At 42.8% G+C, this 17,553-nt stretch carries 12 protein-coding genes; 7 read left to right on the top strand and 5 right to left on the bottom strand.

Annotation, left to right across the window (positions count from 1 at the left end; genetic code table 11):
* Nucleotides 1-9: 9 nt before the first annotated feature.
* The 3 genes from CWC03_RS20445 to CWC03_RS20435 form a co-directional block, all read right to left on the bottom strand.
* Nucleotides 10-303: an acyl carrier protein gene (locus CWC03_RS20445; RefSeq protein ID WP_138583442.1), complete on the bottom strand. Its 294-nt coding sequence runs from the start codon at nt 301-303 to the stop codon at nt 10-12.
* A 136-nt stretch (nt 304-439) separates the two neighbouring features.
* Nucleotides 440-2,059, bottom strand: coding sequence for an HAL/PAL/TAL family ammonia-lyase (locus CWC03_RS20440; protein WP_138583441.1), 1,620 nt, complete (start codon nt 2,057-2,059; stop codon nt 440-442).
* Between the two features lie 650 nt (nt 2,060-2,709).
* On the bottom strand, nt 2,710-3,369 hold the full coding sequence (locus CWC03_RS20435; protein ID WP_138583440.1) for a hypothetical protein: 660 nt from the start codon (nt 3,367-3,369) through the stop codon (nt 2,710-2,712).
* Nucleotides 3,370-3,649: 280 nt separating this feature from the next.
* Between CWC03_RS20435 and CWC03_RS20430 the strand changes: the two genes are divergently transcribed.
* Both CWC03_RS20430 and CWC03_RS20425 read left to right on the top strand, forming a co-directional pair.
* Complete coding sequence (locus tag CWC03_RS20430) at nt 3,650-4,243, top strand: ABC transporter ATP-binding protein (RefSeq protein WP_138583439.1); 594 nt, start codon at nt 3,650-3,652, stop codon at nt 4,241-4,243.
* A 1-nt stretch (nt 4,244) separates the two neighbouring features.
* Nucleotides 4,245-5,318, top strand: a complete 1,074-nt coding sequence (locus tag CWC03_RS20425; RefSeq protein WP_138583438.1) for a DUF6136 family protein — start codon at nt 4,245-4,247, stop codon at nt 5,316-5,318.
* Nucleotides 5,319-5,327: 9 nt separating this feature from the next.
* Here the strand turns inward: CWC03_RS20425 and CWC03_RS20420 are convergent, their stop codons facing one another.
* Entirely contained in the window at nt 5,328-7,334 is a 2,007-nt protein-coding gene (locus CWC03_RS20420) for a winged helix-turn-helix domain-containing protein (RefSeq protein ID WP_249314092.1), read from the bottom strand.
* Between the two features lie 150 nt (nt 7,335-7,484).
* Here CWC03_RS20420 and CWC03_RS20415 point away from each other — a divergent pair, with 150 nt between their 5' ends.
* Nucleotides 7,485-9,743, top strand: coding sequence for a DUF5916 domain-containing protein (locus CWC03_RS20415; RefSeq protein WP_138583437.1), 2,259 nt, complete (start codon nt 7,485-7,487; stop codon nt 9,741-9,743).
* A gap of 127 nt (nt 9,744-9,870) precedes the next feature.
* Here the strand turns inward: CWC03_RS20415 and fadE are convergent, their stop codons facing one another.
* Nucleotides 9,871-12,324 carry an acyl-CoA dehydrogenase FadE gene (gene fadE, locus CWC03_RS20410; protein ID WP_039496080.1) on the bottom strand — a complete coding sequence of 818 codons (2,454 nt, stop codon included), beginning with the start codon at nt 12,322-12,324 and terminating at the stop codon, nt 9,871-9,873.
* Between the two features lie 435 nt (nt 12,325-12,759).
* Here fadE and CWC03_RS20405 point away from each other — a divergent pair, with 435 nt between their 5' ends.
* The 4 genes from CWC03_RS20405 to CWC03_RS20390 all read left to right on the top strand — a co-directional run.
* Nucleotides 12,760-13,176 carry a DUF6419 family natural product biosynthesis protein gene (locus CWC03_RS20405; protein ID WP_249314091.1) on the top strand — a complete coding sequence of 139 codons (417 nt, stop codon included), beginning with the start codon at nt 12,760-12,762 and terminating at the stop codon, nt 13,174-13,176.
* A gap of 83 nt (nt 13,177-13,259) precedes the next feature.
* A complete protein-coding gene (locus CWC03_RS20400; protein WP_138583436.1) occupies nt 13,260-14,384 on the top strand; it encodes a 4-phosphoerythronate dehydrogenase in 1,125 nt (374 codons plus the stop codon).
* Between the two features lie 37 nt (nt 14,385-14,421).
* Entirely contained in the window at nt 14,422-15,438 is a 1,017-nt protein-coding gene (locus CWC03_RS20395) for an aspartate-semialdehyde dehydrogenase (protein ID WP_138583435.1), read from the top strand.
* A 288-nt stretch (nt 15,439-15,726) separates the two neighbouring features.
* Nucleotides 15,727-17,553: FimV/HubP family polar landmark protein (locus tag CWC03_RS20390; RefSeq protein WP_283234902.1), on the top strand; the 1,827-nt coding region annotated here is incomplete at its 3' end.

The raw sequence follows: 17,553 nt of genomic DNA, 5'->3' as shown, positions 1-17,553 counted from the left end.
ACGGTCAGATCAACAAGCTTCAGCTGTTGTTTGTGCTTCAACTTGTTCGTGAACAAAGCTAGCTAAGGTGCTGACGTTTTTCATTTTTTCTTGAATGGTTTGTTCTGGGTAATCTTTGAACTTAAGGTTGTATTTTTTCTCGATAGATACCACAAGATCGAGCACCTCGATGCTGTCTAGATCGAGACCGTCACCGATAAGTTGAGCATCATCTTCGATTTCATCAATGCTATCTACCACTTCTAAATTGTCTACAATGATGTCTTGTTTAATAAATTGTGTTATTGATTCTAAGTTACTCATTTTTATATCCTTTTCATTTTTATGGTGTGTGGTTTACGTCTCATTAGCGGTTTTTGAGCAACAATAAGCCCTAGCTGGCCGCAGCGAAGCTGCCAGCTATAGCGTTATCGTCATCTCAAAAATGACTTAAAGAGGGTTATTGCTCATTAAATAGGGCGTTAACCATATTGTTGATTTCGACATCCATCGGCCTATCTTCGATTACTGGCTGGAAGTTGCTGCTAATTTCGTCGAAAAACTCGCGAGAAAGTGGGTTGAGCTTTTCTGCTTTAGCATCTTTCCCATCGACATAAAACGCCTGGCGGATCGCCATTGCCTGAATAGCAATAACTGGCTTGATAAGATCTGTAATACGACGAAGGTCACGTGCGGCGATGGTGCCCATGCTGACGATGTCTTGGTTTAGTGCTTCTGTTGTGCGTGAAAATACCGACATAGGGCCTGCATTTTTAAGTGCTTCTGCAACAAGAGAAGAAGAGGTAATTTGCATTGCTTTGAAGCCGTGGTGTACCCAAGCTTTATCGCCAAGATCTTCACGCGCAACCAAGTTGTTAGAAATTCCACCGTTAAGACGATCGTCAACCAAAATGCCTAATTCACGCTCTAGTAACGCGCCCATGTTTGCAACGAGTGGCTTGAGGGTATCGCACACCGCTGCAACGTGACCTCCGTAGAAATGACCCGCGTTAAGGATGAGATCGTTCTCATCATCAAATAGTGGGTTATCGTTCACTGAGTTGATTTCAGTCGTTAGGATTTGTGATGCCCACATCTCAGCATCAATTAATGGACCTAATACTTGCGGAGAGCAGCGAATTGAGTAGCTATCTTGTAACCTGAACGTTTCTTGCTTGCCAAACTCAATGTTGTCATCGGTGCGATTTCTGCGACCTAAACGCTGATCGACGTTAGTCAAGCGTTCTAGAATTTTCTCTGCGCAGATCTGTTGACCGCGGTGTGGTTTAAGTTCGTGTACGCGTTTATGGAATGGTGATGCACGACCTTCGATAAGTTCCACATAAAGCGCGATCAGTTTACAGCTTAAATCAATGCCACGGCGGATATCTTTTAACGCATTGGTGGCAATGGCAGACATAACCGAAGTACCATTCATGATAGCTAAGCCCTCCTTCGGCTTTAGCTTATATGGCGTAATGTTTAGCTCTTCTAATACTTCAGCGGTATCCCGTAGTTGTCCTTGATAGTACACCTTACGCTTACCACCAAGTGCGGCACCGACATAAGAAAGTGGTGTTAAGTCGCCACTCGCGCCTACTGAGCCCATAGAAGGGATAGCTGGGATGATGCGGTTGTTTAGGAAGGTTTCCATTTGCGCCAGCAATTCCCAACTAACGCCTGAAAAGCCTTTGGCATTACAGTTCATGCGGATCAATAAAGTCGCAGCACAATCAGACTCTGAAAGGTAATCACCAACGCCACAGCCATGATAAGCAATGAGGTTTTGTTGTAATTCTTCAGAGAGAGAAGTCGAAATACGGTTACTTGCTGAGTTACCAAAACCAGTCGTTACGCCGTATATATCTTCTTGATTTGCTAATTTGTTGTCTAGGTATTGACGGTTCTGCTCGATTCTAGCTTTTAGTGCCAATTCGTCCAATTTTACTTTGGACAAGGGCTGAGCTGCGTAATCTTGCACTGATTCCAGAGAAAGTGGTTGATCTTGCGAGATGAAAACAATACTACCGAGCTTTTTCTCGACCTGAATTGCTTCCTTTTCTGTGTTGTACTGGTTCATGACTTTCCTACTCTGACTAAAATAATGAATCCGATTGTGATTTTCACAATGCTTATATTTTTGTATGACGGGAAACGGTTTAGAAAACCCAATCATACTTGTTAGAGGCGAGTACTACTTAACCAACGTCCCGTGTGTGCCAATCCGTTAACTTGGCCGGCTTTGTCGCGATACTATTGTCGCTATCTTTGTTACAAGATTATTTTATTTGTAAATAAAAAATATTAAATGTGATTTTTTGATTGTTGTGTTTTAAGAACGGCGGCTAGGTTAAGCCTGAGTTTTCAGGGTGTCAACACGAAAAATTTGACATTTTAATGTTAATTAAATCTAACGTTAACATAATTGAAATGTTATAAAATGATTGCAATATGGAGTTGTTAATAGCTATTTTTTATCTTTATGAGATATAAAGAATTAATTGATTTTTAAAGCTAAAACTCTATTTTTATTGAGCGTGGAAAGTTTAATAAAACTGACTTATGACAAATGTCACTATTTTGTGTGGTCGGATCTGAAAATGAATAGAATTGACTTATTTCGGCAGAAAGTTGAATTTTTTGTGAATAAAAAATGCGTTATAAATATAAATCTAGACGGCTAACCTTTGAGGTTGCCGGAATATCAGCAGCCTCAAAGGCGATGATTAATTAGTATTCTAAAACGGTGCTCATTAATCCAGTTTCACCGACGACGAGTAAGTAAGAGCGGTCTAGTGACGCATTGCAAAGGCTTATAACCTCATCCCCCATCATAATATCTTGATTACAGTCATCCACTTGATACCAACTACTGACTTCTCCTTTATCAAATTCAACGTCTGAACCGTTAATATTTAATGTCATTGTTTTTGAAGCTAATACTCGTACGGTAAATTTATTATCGTGATCATCTTTAGACTTTCTAACAACCTTTATATCTAAGGTATCGTTACTATCCTGCATTACAACAAAGTGATAATCTCGGTCATTACTTACCTTAATTTTTTCTTGTTCTACCATGCCAAGCTTATTGACTGACTCAGCATAAAAACTGATTTCACGGTTGGTGTTATGTTCGTGTGTTATGCGTACGGGTTCTGAACCGGAAGCGAGTACTTTGACGCGATATTTATCATCAGCGACATTTCGCTCATCACCGTCTAGCTCAGTATTAGCAAGGTGAAATGCAATTTCATAATCGGTGGCATTAACCAAGTTATATTGGTTTTTATAGATATCAGAACCGAAGTTGGCGGTCTCGATATCTTCAGACGAACATGCAACTGCTAATAGGGATAGGGTGGCTGCTGTTAGGATACGAAAGTTCATAGTTGATCTCCTTTATCAATATTTTGAACATAGGTCGTTAATCAAGCGATTTCGGAGCAAGAGTATAGGATGGAAAAATGAAAGGTTACTTAATGATGTTTATAAGGTGTTAAAAAATGTAGCGTGTAAGGCTTTGTTACAAAATAAGGTACGTCTTATACGCCATTTTACTTTCTAACTAGGTGATAAATATTGGCTTTTGTAATAAGTTAAGTTTTATGACAACTACATTTTTAAACATAAATATAAATCCCTATTTGGATTTATAGTGTAGGGCAAGATGATAACGATAAAATCTTTAAGTAAAAGCTTCTCCAAAGAGGTATTGTTTGACAATTACTCACAACAGTTTGAGCATAATAGAATTTGTTTAGCGGCACCGAATGGCGTAGGGAAAACCACCTTACTGTGCATGATTGCTGGACTTGATGATGCGTTCAATGGCGACATTCTTTTACAAGACAAGAAAATCGAGAAACGCCAAACACTTGTTGCACTTGCGTCAGACAACATTCCATTTCCTGCTTTTTTGCGTGCAAAGGAGTTATTAACTCTCACATCAACTGCATGGCAATGTGATTTTCCTTCGCAGCTGGTAAACGACTTTCAGTTTGAAACCTTTTTAATGACGCGCTACGCGGATCTCTCCTCTGGTAATAAAAAGAAGCTTCAGCTTATAAATGCCTTGATGCGTAATACCCCTTATTTATTGCTCGATGAGCCTACTGCGGCTTTGGACGCGGCAGGCTGCGAGTATATTGTTGAACTTGCTCAAAACTACGCAGGCATGGTGCTGATGACAAGTCATGAGCCTGAACCTTTTTTACAAGTTGGATTTAACTCTGTTCCCTTAGCACCAAAGCTGGGGAGCTAATATGCTTTATTACTATCGCTACAGGAAAGCATCTTTTTCCTTATCGCTGCAAGCGATAAGTCAGCAACTTCAGCAATTTGGCTTGATGATAGCTGCGTTGTTTCAAGTTTATCTGCTAGGTTTTATCGCAATACTATTTATGGGTATAGGTAAAATTGTAGAAAGTGATAATCCAGCTGCACAGGTACAAATTGTATGGGGATTACTTGCGGCACAAAGCTTTATTCTATTTGTGTTTCGAGATGCAGTGTTGGATAAAGCGCATAGAAATTACCACCACACGATACTGCATCATTCCGTCCATCAAAAAGTGGCGGATGGGTTGTCCGTACTGGTTGTTCACCCCTTATTATTGATGACGCTAATTCTCTGCTACTCAATTGGAATTGAGAAAATCACACAAGCGTGGCAATTACTGCTTTTTGCGGTGACGCAATTCTTCGTTGCCCTTTGCTTTATTTATCGGCCCTTGGGGACCAGTATTGGGCTATTGATAACGGCAATTATCAGTTTTGCTGTTATCGAAATTACTTGGTATTTGGCTGCTGTAAACCTAATAGCGATTGGCTGTGCAGTTTTGCTACCGCGTAAAGTGACGGTATCAGTAATGGTTAAAGGGTTGCCTACATTTTGGCTGAGTTTTGCTTACAACCACTATTTTGTGTTGCTTTGGCGCATTGTGATGAGTGTGTTGGTGCTATGGTTTGGTGCGATTTTAAGCGCAGAGCGCCCCGATCTGATGGCAAATTACGTTCCGGGTCTGGTGACGTTAAATCTATTATGGTGGTCGAGCCTTGCCATTGATCTCAAACCTGAAGTCTATGGCCGCACTGCATATTGGTTGAGTATAGATAAGCTGCAACCGGCAAAGCAGAGTATCTGGATTATTGTACTGACGGCTGCTGTCTGTTTTTCAGTGCCTGTTTACATGTTATTAGGACTGAGTGTAGTGAGTCTGTTACCCTATGCATTTTTGCCGCTTTTAGTGTTAAGTGCATTAAAAGGTCCACAACATTTAGCCATGACTTGGCTCAGCACCTTAGTACTGAGCTATACCGCGTATGTGCTTTGGTAATACCAACTGCTAGTTCGCAGCTTCAGAAAGGCGAGTCAATTTTTTGATATCGCCTTCGATACTCTCCATTTTTGCTATGAGCAGATTGCCAAGGGCGTCGATATCGTAGTGCCAAATCAGGTGGCCGACCTTTTTAAGTGTAGGGTTTTGCTCTGGCATCAATGTGAGTTGCCAGATGTAATCCTCGTTTGACCAAGCAGATTGCCAATAGATGTCGTTGCCACGAATTCTTAAGTTGCTAAATTGATTGGTTTGCTTGTGGTCTAGGGTATATTTATTTAATGCTTCTGAGTCGCTTTCGAAGAGCGTCTCGTACTCCAGCAGTAGGTCTTGTTGTAGCACAAACCAGGTTTGTCTTTTGGGGTGATAAAAGACAAAATCCGCTGCGCTTTGATGGCTGCTGATAAGCGCCCCAGACAAACTGTATTGGTTTAATGTTTCGCCGTCATAAGCCCATAGTGTTTGCTCATCTATCCAGCCCATGTTTTTGACAGGCTGACTCAGCTGAGAGTCGAACTGGGTGAGTGGGCGTTTTCGGTCGTATATCACTAAGTCGTTATCACGGTTTGAGGCCAAATAGCTCAGCTCTGGACTCCATACTAAAAAACCAACGTATTCATGCCCCTGATGAAAAGAAAGCTGGCTGATTCTATCATCGCGATATAGATACACCTCGCATACACCGCTGCGCCTCGACATAAATGCCGTTTCCCCCAAGCTGTTGGTCAGTGGCAGGTAATCGATGCTTGAGCTTGAAAATAAGGGGAGATCGTCTCGGTCTTTGATATTAACTTGAAAACTCTCCAATGCCGCGAATATATCGCCGCGATCATCGCTTGAGAAGCTTGTGTATAAGCCAATTTCTGTTTCCTTTATAGCCTGAATGTCACCGTCTCTAAAGTGCCGTGACAAGCTGCCATATTGACTCGCAATCACGGCTTGATGATAATTATCAAATGCCACGGAAGTCACAGGGACAGGCCATTCTATATGAACCGTGCCATCGAGTGTTTGAAGTCTTGCCAACCTCTGTTTATCTTGCACTAAGTAATAGGTTTTGCCTCCCCAACCTCGAATCGCCATTTTTAACTGCTCATTGGCTGCCAAAGCGAGTGGCAGTTTGACCATTTGATGGGACTCTAGCCGGTAAAGATGCGCTGCTTTTGCATTGTATTGACCGAACGTTAAAATAAGTTCCTTATCATTTTTCCAAACAGGTTTAGTACCAACCTGGCAGGGAATAATTTGAGAACTGTGGAAAAATTGCCCCGCAGCAGTCATCACATGAAGTTGACAGCCACTGCCTTGATATTGCCAGAACGCCAGCTTATCTGAGTCGGGGCTCCAACTTGGAAAACTAATACGAGAGTCGAAATGGTGTGCATTTAATTGATAGCCTTGTTTGTTGGCAATCACAAGATGAGTAAAATCTTTAATGTAGGCGATGAGATCTTGGCTTCGGTGGGCATCAACGTCAAATTCAAGGCCTAGATCATGGCTAAGGCTCGAGGTTTCGTAGCGTGGCGGTGTTTTTTCAGTCGGTGTTTGATTAAAAAAGGCGATTGCGCCAAAGCATAACACTGCCATAACGACAGTGCTAAAAGAGAAAAAATGGGATTTGGTTATTGTTTTTACGGGTTTTATCGTATGCTGAGACACCTTATCATGGCTTGTCAGTGGCGCGATAAAACGATAACCCCGTTTGGGGATAGTTTTGATATAAATCGGGTTTTTAGGGTCATCCCCAAGCACTTTTCGCAGTTTAGTCAGTAGCTGATAAAGGCTATTAGGTTCGACAACCGCGTGTTGCCATAGCTTCTCAGTAAGCCAATATTTCTCTAGTACTTCGTTATGATGCTCAATAAAAAGTGCGAGTAACCTTGCCATTTGTGGCTCAAGTTTTACGGTTTCTTGGCTTTGCCTATGTGTTAGGCAGTCTTGCTGGAGATCAAACTGCCAATGTCCAAAACAAACCATCTCTACTTCCTGTGCCTGCACGCTGAGTACCAATTTCAATAATCAAAACCAATTGTTCCCATAACGTTAGCGTTTCTTAAGATTAAGTCAATGTTTATAAAGGTTAAGTCAACTTTCTTCAGAAAAAGTTAAGAACTTTTTACGGCAAAGTTTGTTGCAATAGCAGGCATAACTCTGAGGAAAGTATGTATGAATAAAAGCAATAAATTTTGGCTTGGTTTAAGTTATCCCATGATGGCAGGAGCTGTACTTGCGGAACCTATCGTGATTGATGGTAAGTTAAATGAAGCGCAGTGGGGTTCTGCTACGCACTTTGAACAATTTGTTCAGGTTGTGCCTGTAACTTTGGCATCTGCCAATGACAAAATTACAGCAAAAGCCTTTGCAACCGCCGACGGTGTTTATATTGGTATTAAAAACCTTCAGAATAAAGCCGAGCGTAAGCGACAATTCAATATCCATGACCGCTTTATGCAAGCTGACTTCAATCGGGTAGTTGTGGACTTTTCAGGTGACGGCAGTAGTGCATATCAATTCTCGGTGACATTAGGTGGCGGCTCGCAAGATGGTGTTGTAACCCCGAGCTTAAACGTGGATTACGATTGGGATGGGGACTGGCACTATGCCAATCACATTGACGATACGTATTGGACCACAGAATTATTGATCCCTTGGCATACCGTGTCGTTTCAGCCGGGAGATGAGCAGGGGCTTAAAAATATTGGGGTTTCGGTACAATTATATGAGCTTAAAAGTAATTTTATCTATGCAAACCATGAGGATACAACAGCAAACAACGACTTCTTCTTGTCTATGCCAAAGATCGCAGCACACATCCCCGCGCATTCTCAATTGGCATTTGTGCCTTACTTTGCGCATCAAGCTCAATTTGCACCTCTAAGCACTTCGCCTTCCGAGCGCCAGCACCAGTCCGATGTTGGTTTTGATTTATTCTACAAGCCTTCTCATCATCAGAAGGTGAGTCTTGCTGTGAATCCTGACTTTGGTCAGGTGGATATCGATGATGTTGATGTGAATTATTCGGCCGTAGAAACGCTTCGCACCGATAAACGTCCATTTTTCACCCAAGATATCAGCCTGTTTGAAGTTGCTGCACTTGAAAGCACTAAGCTTATTCATACTCGTCGTATAGGGGCATCAAGTGATAATGGTACACGCGCGATCACCCCCATAGATGCGGCGCTACGATTTGTACATAAAGGAAAGTCGGTACAATTTGGTACTTTTGCTGTGTCTGAGTCAGACTTTTCGGACGATATTGGTAAGCAGTTTTTTGCAGCAAGAGCTAATTATCGCACGCAAGATTGGCAGGCTGGTGTGCTTGCGACCAAAACAGACAGGCCGTTTCTTGAGCGTGATGCTATGAGTTATGCCCTTGATGGCCAGTATCGTAGTGATACTTGGTCTTTCAAAGGCGCGCTATTACAAACTGAGGTAGAAACACAAAAGCAAGGTGTTACAGGTCAAGGTGTATCGCTAGAGGCGGAGTATCAACAGTCGTTACAGACAAAGTTCGCTGCGCGCTACTTTGCAGTGGATGACGAATTTGATAATCGTGATCTCGGCTATATGAAACGCAATGACTGGCAGGTGAGTGAGCTTTATGGTGAATACTCGATGCACCCAAAAGACAGCTGGTTTACCAGATTAAAGCAGTCACTCACACTGAGGCATGAGCAAAATAATGCTGGAACAGACTTAGCGGCCAGACAAGCATATTTAGCGCAGTTTTTGCTGGCAAATGGTGGTCAGCTCAATCTCGGGCTAGATTATTACACCAGCGGTAAACAAGACAACTTAGGGCGAGGCACTGAGATGTTTGAGATGCCAAGTCGTGTGGAGTCTCGGGTATTTTATCAAAGCCCTTATGTGGGAGACTTTTCTTGGGCTGCAAGTATAGAGCTTGACCAAGAAGGAATATCAGGCTCAGCACAGCAGTACGCCGTGGATTTGACGTGGATGCCACATTACAACTGGAACCTTAAGTTGAGTAATTTCTTTAGAAGCGGTGATGGTTGGCTGATGGCAAACGGGCAAAACCGCTTGAGTGAATACGACAGGGATGAGTTTTCCAATAAATTTGAATTTAATGGCCGGATCACCGATGACCTTGAACTCAGTGGTTCGCTACAGTGGACGGTACTAGAAGCGCAAAGTAAGACGATTTATCAAATTACCAATGGCGAGCTTCGCGAAATTCATGGTGACACCAGTTTTGACGACAGGCGCTTAGCAAGCCAGATAAAACTGCGTTATCGCATGGGTGCATATTCAGACATTTTTTTAGTGTATCAACGAGGAGGTGCAAACTTTTCGACACTTGAAAAGTCTCAAGTCGGGCGCAGAGATTGGTTTGGTAGTGTTGCCGATTTATGGCAACAGCCAGTGCAAGACTTAGTGACGTTTAAGGTGCGATATTTATTTTAAATCACTGATTACTAGAGCTGTGTTCCCCCGGCTCTAATCTGCCAAGAAAAAAGGCCAGAAAATTCTGACCTTTATATCCACGCTAATTGCTAGGGTAGTATGGATCACACCACCTAAACAAAAATAGTTATGCTGCGTCTGCTTTACTTGATTCCTTAGTTCTTGCTTTACCAGCAAGTAACTCTTCAGGGTCAAAGTCATCAACGTTGATAACGGCAAGACGCTTCGCTTCAACGGCAGTCAATTTAGCTGCTTCGTCTTCGCTTAGTACGCCAGCTTCAAGCCCCATTGCTGCTACTTTATCAAGTTGCATAAACGGTAACTTTTTACCAGTACCACGGCATACTTTTTCAAATAACGGCTCTACGGCAAGAATGTCTTTTAGCGTTTGCTCTTGCTTACCAAGCAAGCACAGTGGCTCATCTTTTAAGTAGATGTGTGTTGCAAGGCGATCACGCGTTTCGCTAGGTACTTGAAGTAGCTGAGCAAGCTTGTGCTCCATTTTGTCGGTTGGTTTACGAACCGGACGACCAAATGGGAACAGGACCACTTTCAACAGGCCACGTAATGCAGCAGAAGGCATGTTGTTGATCAAGTCAGCAAGGGCACGTTGACAAAGGTACAGGTGCTCCTGACAAGACCATTGTACAAACGGTAAGTCTTCTTTACGACGACCTTCATCGTTATAGCGCTTAAGCGTTGCAGACACCAAATAAAGGTAGCTTAATAAGTCGCCCAAACGTGCAGAAATGCGCTCTTTACGCTTAAGTGAGCCACCAAATACAGCCATACAAATATCAGACATTAATGCCAATGATGCACTGTAACGAGCAGCATTACGATAATAAACCGCGGTTTCATCGTTAAATGGTACTTTGGTGAAACGTGCACCGGTTAGGGCTAACCACTTAGTTCTTACCAAGTTCGACATAGTGAAACCGATGTGACCCATCAAGGATTTATCGAAGCTATCAAGTGCTTCTTGTTTATCTTTGATAGAGCAAGCTTCAAGTTCAGCCAGTACAAATGGATGGCAACGAATAGCGCCTTGACCGTAGATGATCATGTTACGGGTTAGGATGTTTGCACCTTCTACCGTAATTGCAATTGGTGCACCTTGGTAACCACGGCCAACGTAGTTGTTTGGACCTAGACAAATCCCTTTACCACCATGAATATCCATAGCATGGATGGTGGAAGCTCGCATTTGCTCGGTTAGGTGGTACTTCAAAATGGCAGAAACAACCGAAGGTTTTTCACCTAAATCTACTGCGCCAGTTGACATAGTCACCGCAGCATCAGAGCTATACGCATAGCCACCAAGTTTCGCTAGTGCCTCTTCAATCCCTTCCATCTTACCGATAGGAAGTTTGAACTGGCGGCGAATGCGACTGTATGCGCCACTTGCAACTGCAAGGGATTTAATACCACCGGCAGAGTTTGAAGGTAGCGTAATAACACGACCAACCGACAAACACTCAACCAGCATGCGCCAGCCTTGTCCTGCCATTTTTGCGCCACCGATAATGAAGTCGAGTGGTACAAACACGTTCTCACCTTGTGTTGGACCATTTTGGAATGGCACATTTAGAGGGAAGTGGCGACGACCAATTTTTACACCTGGAGTGTTTGTCGGAATAAGCGCACAAGTAATACCTAGCTCTTCTTTATCACCTAATAGACCGTCCGGGTCGCGCATCTTAAACGCCAGACCAAGTACAGTCGCAACAGGTGCTAAAGTAATATAACGTTTGTTCCACGTTAGGCTAATACCTAATACTTCTTCACCTTCCCATTCGCCTTTACATACCACACCAAAGTCAGGGATAGATGAAGCATCAGAGCCCGCTTCTGGTGACGTTAATGCAAAACAAGGAATTTCATCACCCACTGCTAGGCGAGGTAAGTAGTGTTCTTTTTGCTCGTCAGTACCGTAGTGCTGAAGTAGTTCACCTGGGCCCAACGAGTTAGGTACGCCCACGATAGACGAAAGTAAAGTTGATTTACTGGTAAGCTTTTGTAGTACACAAGATTGCGCGTAAGCTGAAAACTCAAGACCACCGTATTGCTTTTTGATGATCATCGCAAAGAACTTGTTGTCTTTTAAGTATTGCCACACGTCTTGCGGTAAGTCCGTCAGTTCGTGTGTTGCTTCCCAATCGTTAAGCATGGCACACACTTCTTCCACCGGACCATCCAAAAACGCTTGCTCTTCAACGCTCAAACGTGGCTTTGGAAACTGATGAAGTTTATCCCAGTTTGGGTTACCACAAAATAGGTCGGCTTCCCACCAAGTAGTACCTGCATCAATCGCTGACTTTTCGGTTTCTGACATTGTCGGCGTTACTTTTTTGAACGCTTTAAATGCCGGAGCCACGATGTACTGCTGACGTAGGTTCGTTACTGAAAGCGGAATAACAATCGCTAAGAAAATTAACCAAGAGATAATGCCAAATGCACCAGCAAAGGTGCCAACTAGCATTGTAACTGCTGCAATACCTAGAGCGGTATTCCAGCTTGCGCGATGATAGCTTGCTGCACTGAGCAAGGCTAACAACGCGAGAACAAATATAAGTGTCATGTTGTTCTTCCTTATAAGAGGTCTGACCACCCAGTTAGACTAGCTGGTTAACGCTGATATTTCAAGCGTCTTCATACCCTGTATGCGAATTAGTTGATGCCTTGTTGGGACATATTATTTACGTTTTGTACTTAATCTGAGTGTTAAATGAGTCATGCTTCTCATGTCAGTAATTTAAAAGTTATTGATTACACCCCAGCTACAACCTGAGAGAATTTTCAACGTTATTCATTACTGATCGATATTTAAGTGTAATGAACGTAGTGCAATGTGACGAAAATGCACATGAATTTTCTTTCAGAGAAGTTCGTTATCTGTGCATTATAATTGCCAAAACTTCATGTCTGATTTGCATTGAAATACACGTTAATGTTTCTACAATTGGGTTAAGCATAGCGACAAAATGGTGCTTTTAAGAATTGCTAAGGAGTGCAAATGCAGTCCATTTTCTTAGTCGCTATGTCAGTTAGGATTTACCGCCACGACCTAGTGTGGCGGTTGGTATTGCTGTCCATGTTAAGGAGAAACGAGATGCAGCAGAGCATTTTTTATCTAATCACTATTTTGGCCTTTGCGGCCATGTTGTCGGCCTTTCACCTCTTTCCTGAAGCGGTAATTTTTAATGTTTTTAGTAGTTTGTTTGCCGCATTACTTGGCTACCGTGCTTATACTCGTTGGGCCTTATTGCTGTGTTGTATTAACGTGCTGGCCATGACATTTTGCCCTTTACTTGACTCAGGTGGCTGGTTAAGTCTAAAGGGGGCGGTCGTTTTTGTATGCTGTGTGATGTTTTTTGCAATAGCTTTTGGTTGCAATAAAGCGGTGACACAAAATAAAAGGTTTTATTATTAGTCGTCTACCTTGCCATGTTAAACTCGACTTAGGCGATGTGTTATCGCCCGAGTACTCGAGACAATAGGTGACAGGAAACCCGCATGCGAATATTAGCTGATCAAAATATGCCCTTAGTTGAGTCATTCTTCCGTGAAATTGGTGAGGTAACTCGGTTTGATGGCCGTAGCCTTCAACCTGACGAGCTAAAAAATGTCGATATTCTGTTGACTCGCTCAGTTACTAAGGTCAACAAGGCCCTGTTAGCACAAGCAGATAGACTGAAGTTTGTTGGGACTGCGACAATCGGAATTGATCATATTGATACCTCATTGCTGGACAGCGCCAATATTTCGTTCAGCAGCGCACCTGGCTGCAATGCGATAGCTGTTGCCGAGTACGTGATAAGCGCTCTACTTGCATACGCACAAGAAACCTCCACGCCACTTCAAGATAAAACGATTGCCATCATTGGTGTTGGTAATATTGGCGCGTGTTTGGCATCAAAGCTTAAAGGACTTGGTCTTACGATATTATTGTGTGACCCCGTAAGGCAGCAAGCGAGGACATTGGATTCACATGTAGCTTTAGATGAAGCCTTGGCTCGTGCGGATATTGTGACATTTCACGTTCCATTAGTTAAGCAGGGTCCTCATAAGACAGTTCATCTACTTGATGCTTCGCGGATAGCTGCATTAAAACCGGGGACGGTGATAGTCAATGCAAGCCGTGGAGATGTCATCGATAATCAAGCGCTTTTGCGCGCGGTAGAGGGTGGGCAAGCGCTCGAGCTGATCTTAGATGTTTGGGAAAATGAGCCGAATATTTTACAGCCGTTGTTAAAGTATACTCGCTTTGCATCTGTGCATATTGCCGGCCATACGCTAGAAGGCAAGGCACGAGGCACGCAAATGTTATACGAAGCCGTATGCCGAGAATTCGATTTACCAGCCAGCAAAACGATTAGTGATTTTCTCCCTAAGCCAAGTGTCACAGGCTGCCAATTGCAAAGCACAGCCAACGAGCAGGATATTGTCAATTTAGCGCATCTTGTTTATGACATTCGTCGTGATGATGGCATCATGAGAAAACAGCTAAACACATTGGGCTTTGATACCTTGCGTAAAGCATATCCCGTGCGTCGAGAATTTAGTACAATTGCAGTCAATAATGACTCACCAATCAGTGAAAAGCTTTACCAACTTGGCTTTTCTGAGCACAAGAGTTAAGTGCTGTGGTTGGTATATTACAGAATGAGGAAAAATAATGTCGCAAAAATATAATGTTGCGGTACTTGGCGCAACAGGTCTTGTTGGCAAGCAAATTATCGAATTACTAGCGGAACGAAAATTTCCTGTAGACACTTTATACCCACTCGCGAGTAGCCGAAGCGCGGGTGAAGAAATTGACTTTATGGGTGAAAAAATCGAAGTTCTGGATGTTGAAGAGTTTGATTTTTCTAATGCCCATATCGGTTTGTTTTCAGCAGGTGGTTCCGTGTCGGAGAAGTATGCACCAATCGCCGCTGAAGCTGGCTGCATTGTGATAGATAACACCTCACATTTTAGATACGACTTTGATATTCCATTAGTGGTTCCTGAGGTGAATAAAGACAGTCTTGCCGATTTTAGAAATCGCAACATCATTGCTAACCCAAACTGCTCTACAATTCAAATGCTAGTGGCACTGAAACCAATTTATGATGCCTATGGTATTGACAGAATTAATGTCTCAACTTACCAAGCGGTATCTGGCGCAGGTAAAGAAGCGGTAGATGAGTTGGCTAAGCAAACTGCAAACTTAATGAATGCAAGACCGATGGAAAACGAAGTGTTTAGCAAACAAATCGCTTTTAACGTCATTCCCCAAATTGATGCGTTCCAAGAAAATGGTTACACCAAAGAAGAAATGAAGATGGTGTGGGAGACGCAAAAAATATTGGGCGATTCGAGTATTTTGGTTAACCCGACAGCGGTTCGCGTTCCTGTGTTTTTTGGTCATGCTGAGACTATTCACCTTGAAACACGCATGCCTTACGATCTTGAACACGTTAAGCAGTTACTTGCTGATGCGCCGGGCGTTGAGCTAATTGAAGACGAAAACGATTATCCAACACCGGTAAGTGACGCAAGTGGTAGCGATACTGTTTATGTGGGTCGTGTAAGGCAAGATATTTCACATCCACTGGGCTTAAACTTATGGGTGGTATCAGATAACACCAGAAAAGGTGCCGCAACAAATAGCATTCAAATCGCTGAAGCCTTGATAGAAAGCTATCTATAAGTACCCATTGATATCGAAAAGTAAGCAGAGTATTGCTTACTTTTCTGCGCCATAACGGCAAACTTCTGCCGAGAAGTTTGCCGTTAAGTCAAATACTTGACTATTCTTCACTTATATCAGCTTTTCAAAATCAGTAAAAAGCATTATAACCATGTTACCTTTCAATACGTTGCAATGGATATTCCAACATATCTGGTTTATAGTTTGCATTTGGAATAGAGCTTGCTTCAAAGCCATAATAATAAAATGTCGTTTAACGGGTGTTAAACATTTGAGTAAAGGATCGGCATGCGCGGTTTAGCCTTATTTAGTATCTTTGTATTCGCACTGATTGCCACACCAGTATATACCCAAGAGGGAGTGGTGTTAAAAGGCCCTAAAGGGGTTGATTATGGGGCTCAAGGTCGGTCAATAGGGCCAATCAGGCCTACGGATACATTGTGGCGTATAGCACAAAAAGTGCGACCAGATGACTCGGTCACCATTTATCAGGTGATGAAAGCGCTTTATGATAAAAATCCTAATTCATTTCTAGATAAAAACCTCAACCATATGCAGCATGGGACGTATTTACGTATTCCCACCATCGATGAAATTCGTAGTGTTAACCCTGAGTTGGCAAAGCAAAAGTCCGATCAAGATGATAAGCTTTGGGAGATGAAGCGTAAGGGATTATTGAATCCAAATGCGATAAACGAAGCTGAAAAAAAGGTTACACAAGCTCGAAAAGTCGATGTTGAAGAAGCAAAAGAAGACCTGACTAATCAACTGCGCTCTTTAAAGATGGAACAGGACATGCGCCTGATGGACTTACAAAAAGAGTTCAAATCCTCAGTGCGTAATGTTGAAGAAATCCTATCTGAAAACAATAAGTTAAAGCAGCAGCTCGGCGCCATTTCTAATGAGCTTCAAACGGTTCGTACCCAACTTGGTAAAGATAGCGAAATCCAGCAACAGCTCAAGGCTGTTATTGACTTGCAAAATGAAATGATTGACCAACAGGCCGCTCAAGCAAAAGCGCAAGAAAGCGGTGAATTAAGCGCATTCTTTAGCTCGGCAGCTGGAATTGCGTTACTTGCCACATTACCAGCACTATTGGCGATAGCTGGATTAGTTATGTTTCTACGTCGAAGAAACCAACCTCAAGCGTCGACAGATGACGACGATTTTCTTCCACAAACACCATCGGTGGCAGCAGGTGCTGCTGCGGCGGGAGCAGCAACCGCTGCCACTGCATTTGACCCTGAGCCAGACCCTCTTGATATCGGAATGGGCGACGAAGAAGATGCACTGGACGCAAGCGTACAGTTAGATGACGACATCTTACCTGAAGACGATGAAATTACCTTTGACTCACTCGATGATGACTTCGATGAAGGAAGCGATACGTTAGATCAAGATGAATTGGATAGCTTACTTAATGAAGATATTTCGTTTGATGATGATCATGACGAAGACTTTATGCAACAGAGCTTCGACGAGACCGGTGATGAAGTTTCGCTTGATGTTGATGATGGCCAAGATCTTCTAAGTGACAGCGATCTAGATGATTTGTTCAATGAGTCTCAAGACGAAGAAATTGATGTTAGCGATGACGCCCTTGCAGCCCTGAGTGAAGAACTTGCTGATGAGCAAGCTGACTCTGTTACAGACAATGATGATATCGAGTCAATCCTTGACGGTGCGCTAGACGAAGAACCCGAATTTAGTGGCAACTTTGATAGTGAGAGTTTAGTCGATGCTGATGATATCGATGCGCTAATTGATGCCTCTCAAGATGCTGACGATGATGCGCTGCCTGATTTTGAAGAACCAAGCACTGAGCTTGCGGGGGATGATATTGACGCTTTGTTAAATGAAGTGCAAGACGATGCGCTAGCTGAAATTAACGAAGAGTCAGATACGCTCGACGGTGATGATATTGATGCTTTATTAGATGAAGCGCAAGAAGATACGTTGCCGGAACTAGAAGAAGAGTCTGATGATCTAGCTGGTGATGATATCGATGCTTTATTAGATGAAACACACGAAGATAACTTGCCAGAGCAGGAGGATGAATCTGATGAACTGGAGAATGACGAACTAGATGCATTAGTTGATGAAACACCAGAAGAT

This window comes from Pseudoalteromonas sp. S2755, from assembly GCF_005886535.1.
Taxonomy (GTDB): Bacteria; Pseudomonadota; Gammaproteobacteria; order Enterobacterales; family Alteromonadaceae; genus Pseudoalteromonas.
Note: the sequence above shows the minus strand (reverse complement) of the source record. Positions and strands in the feature narration are given on the sequence as shown.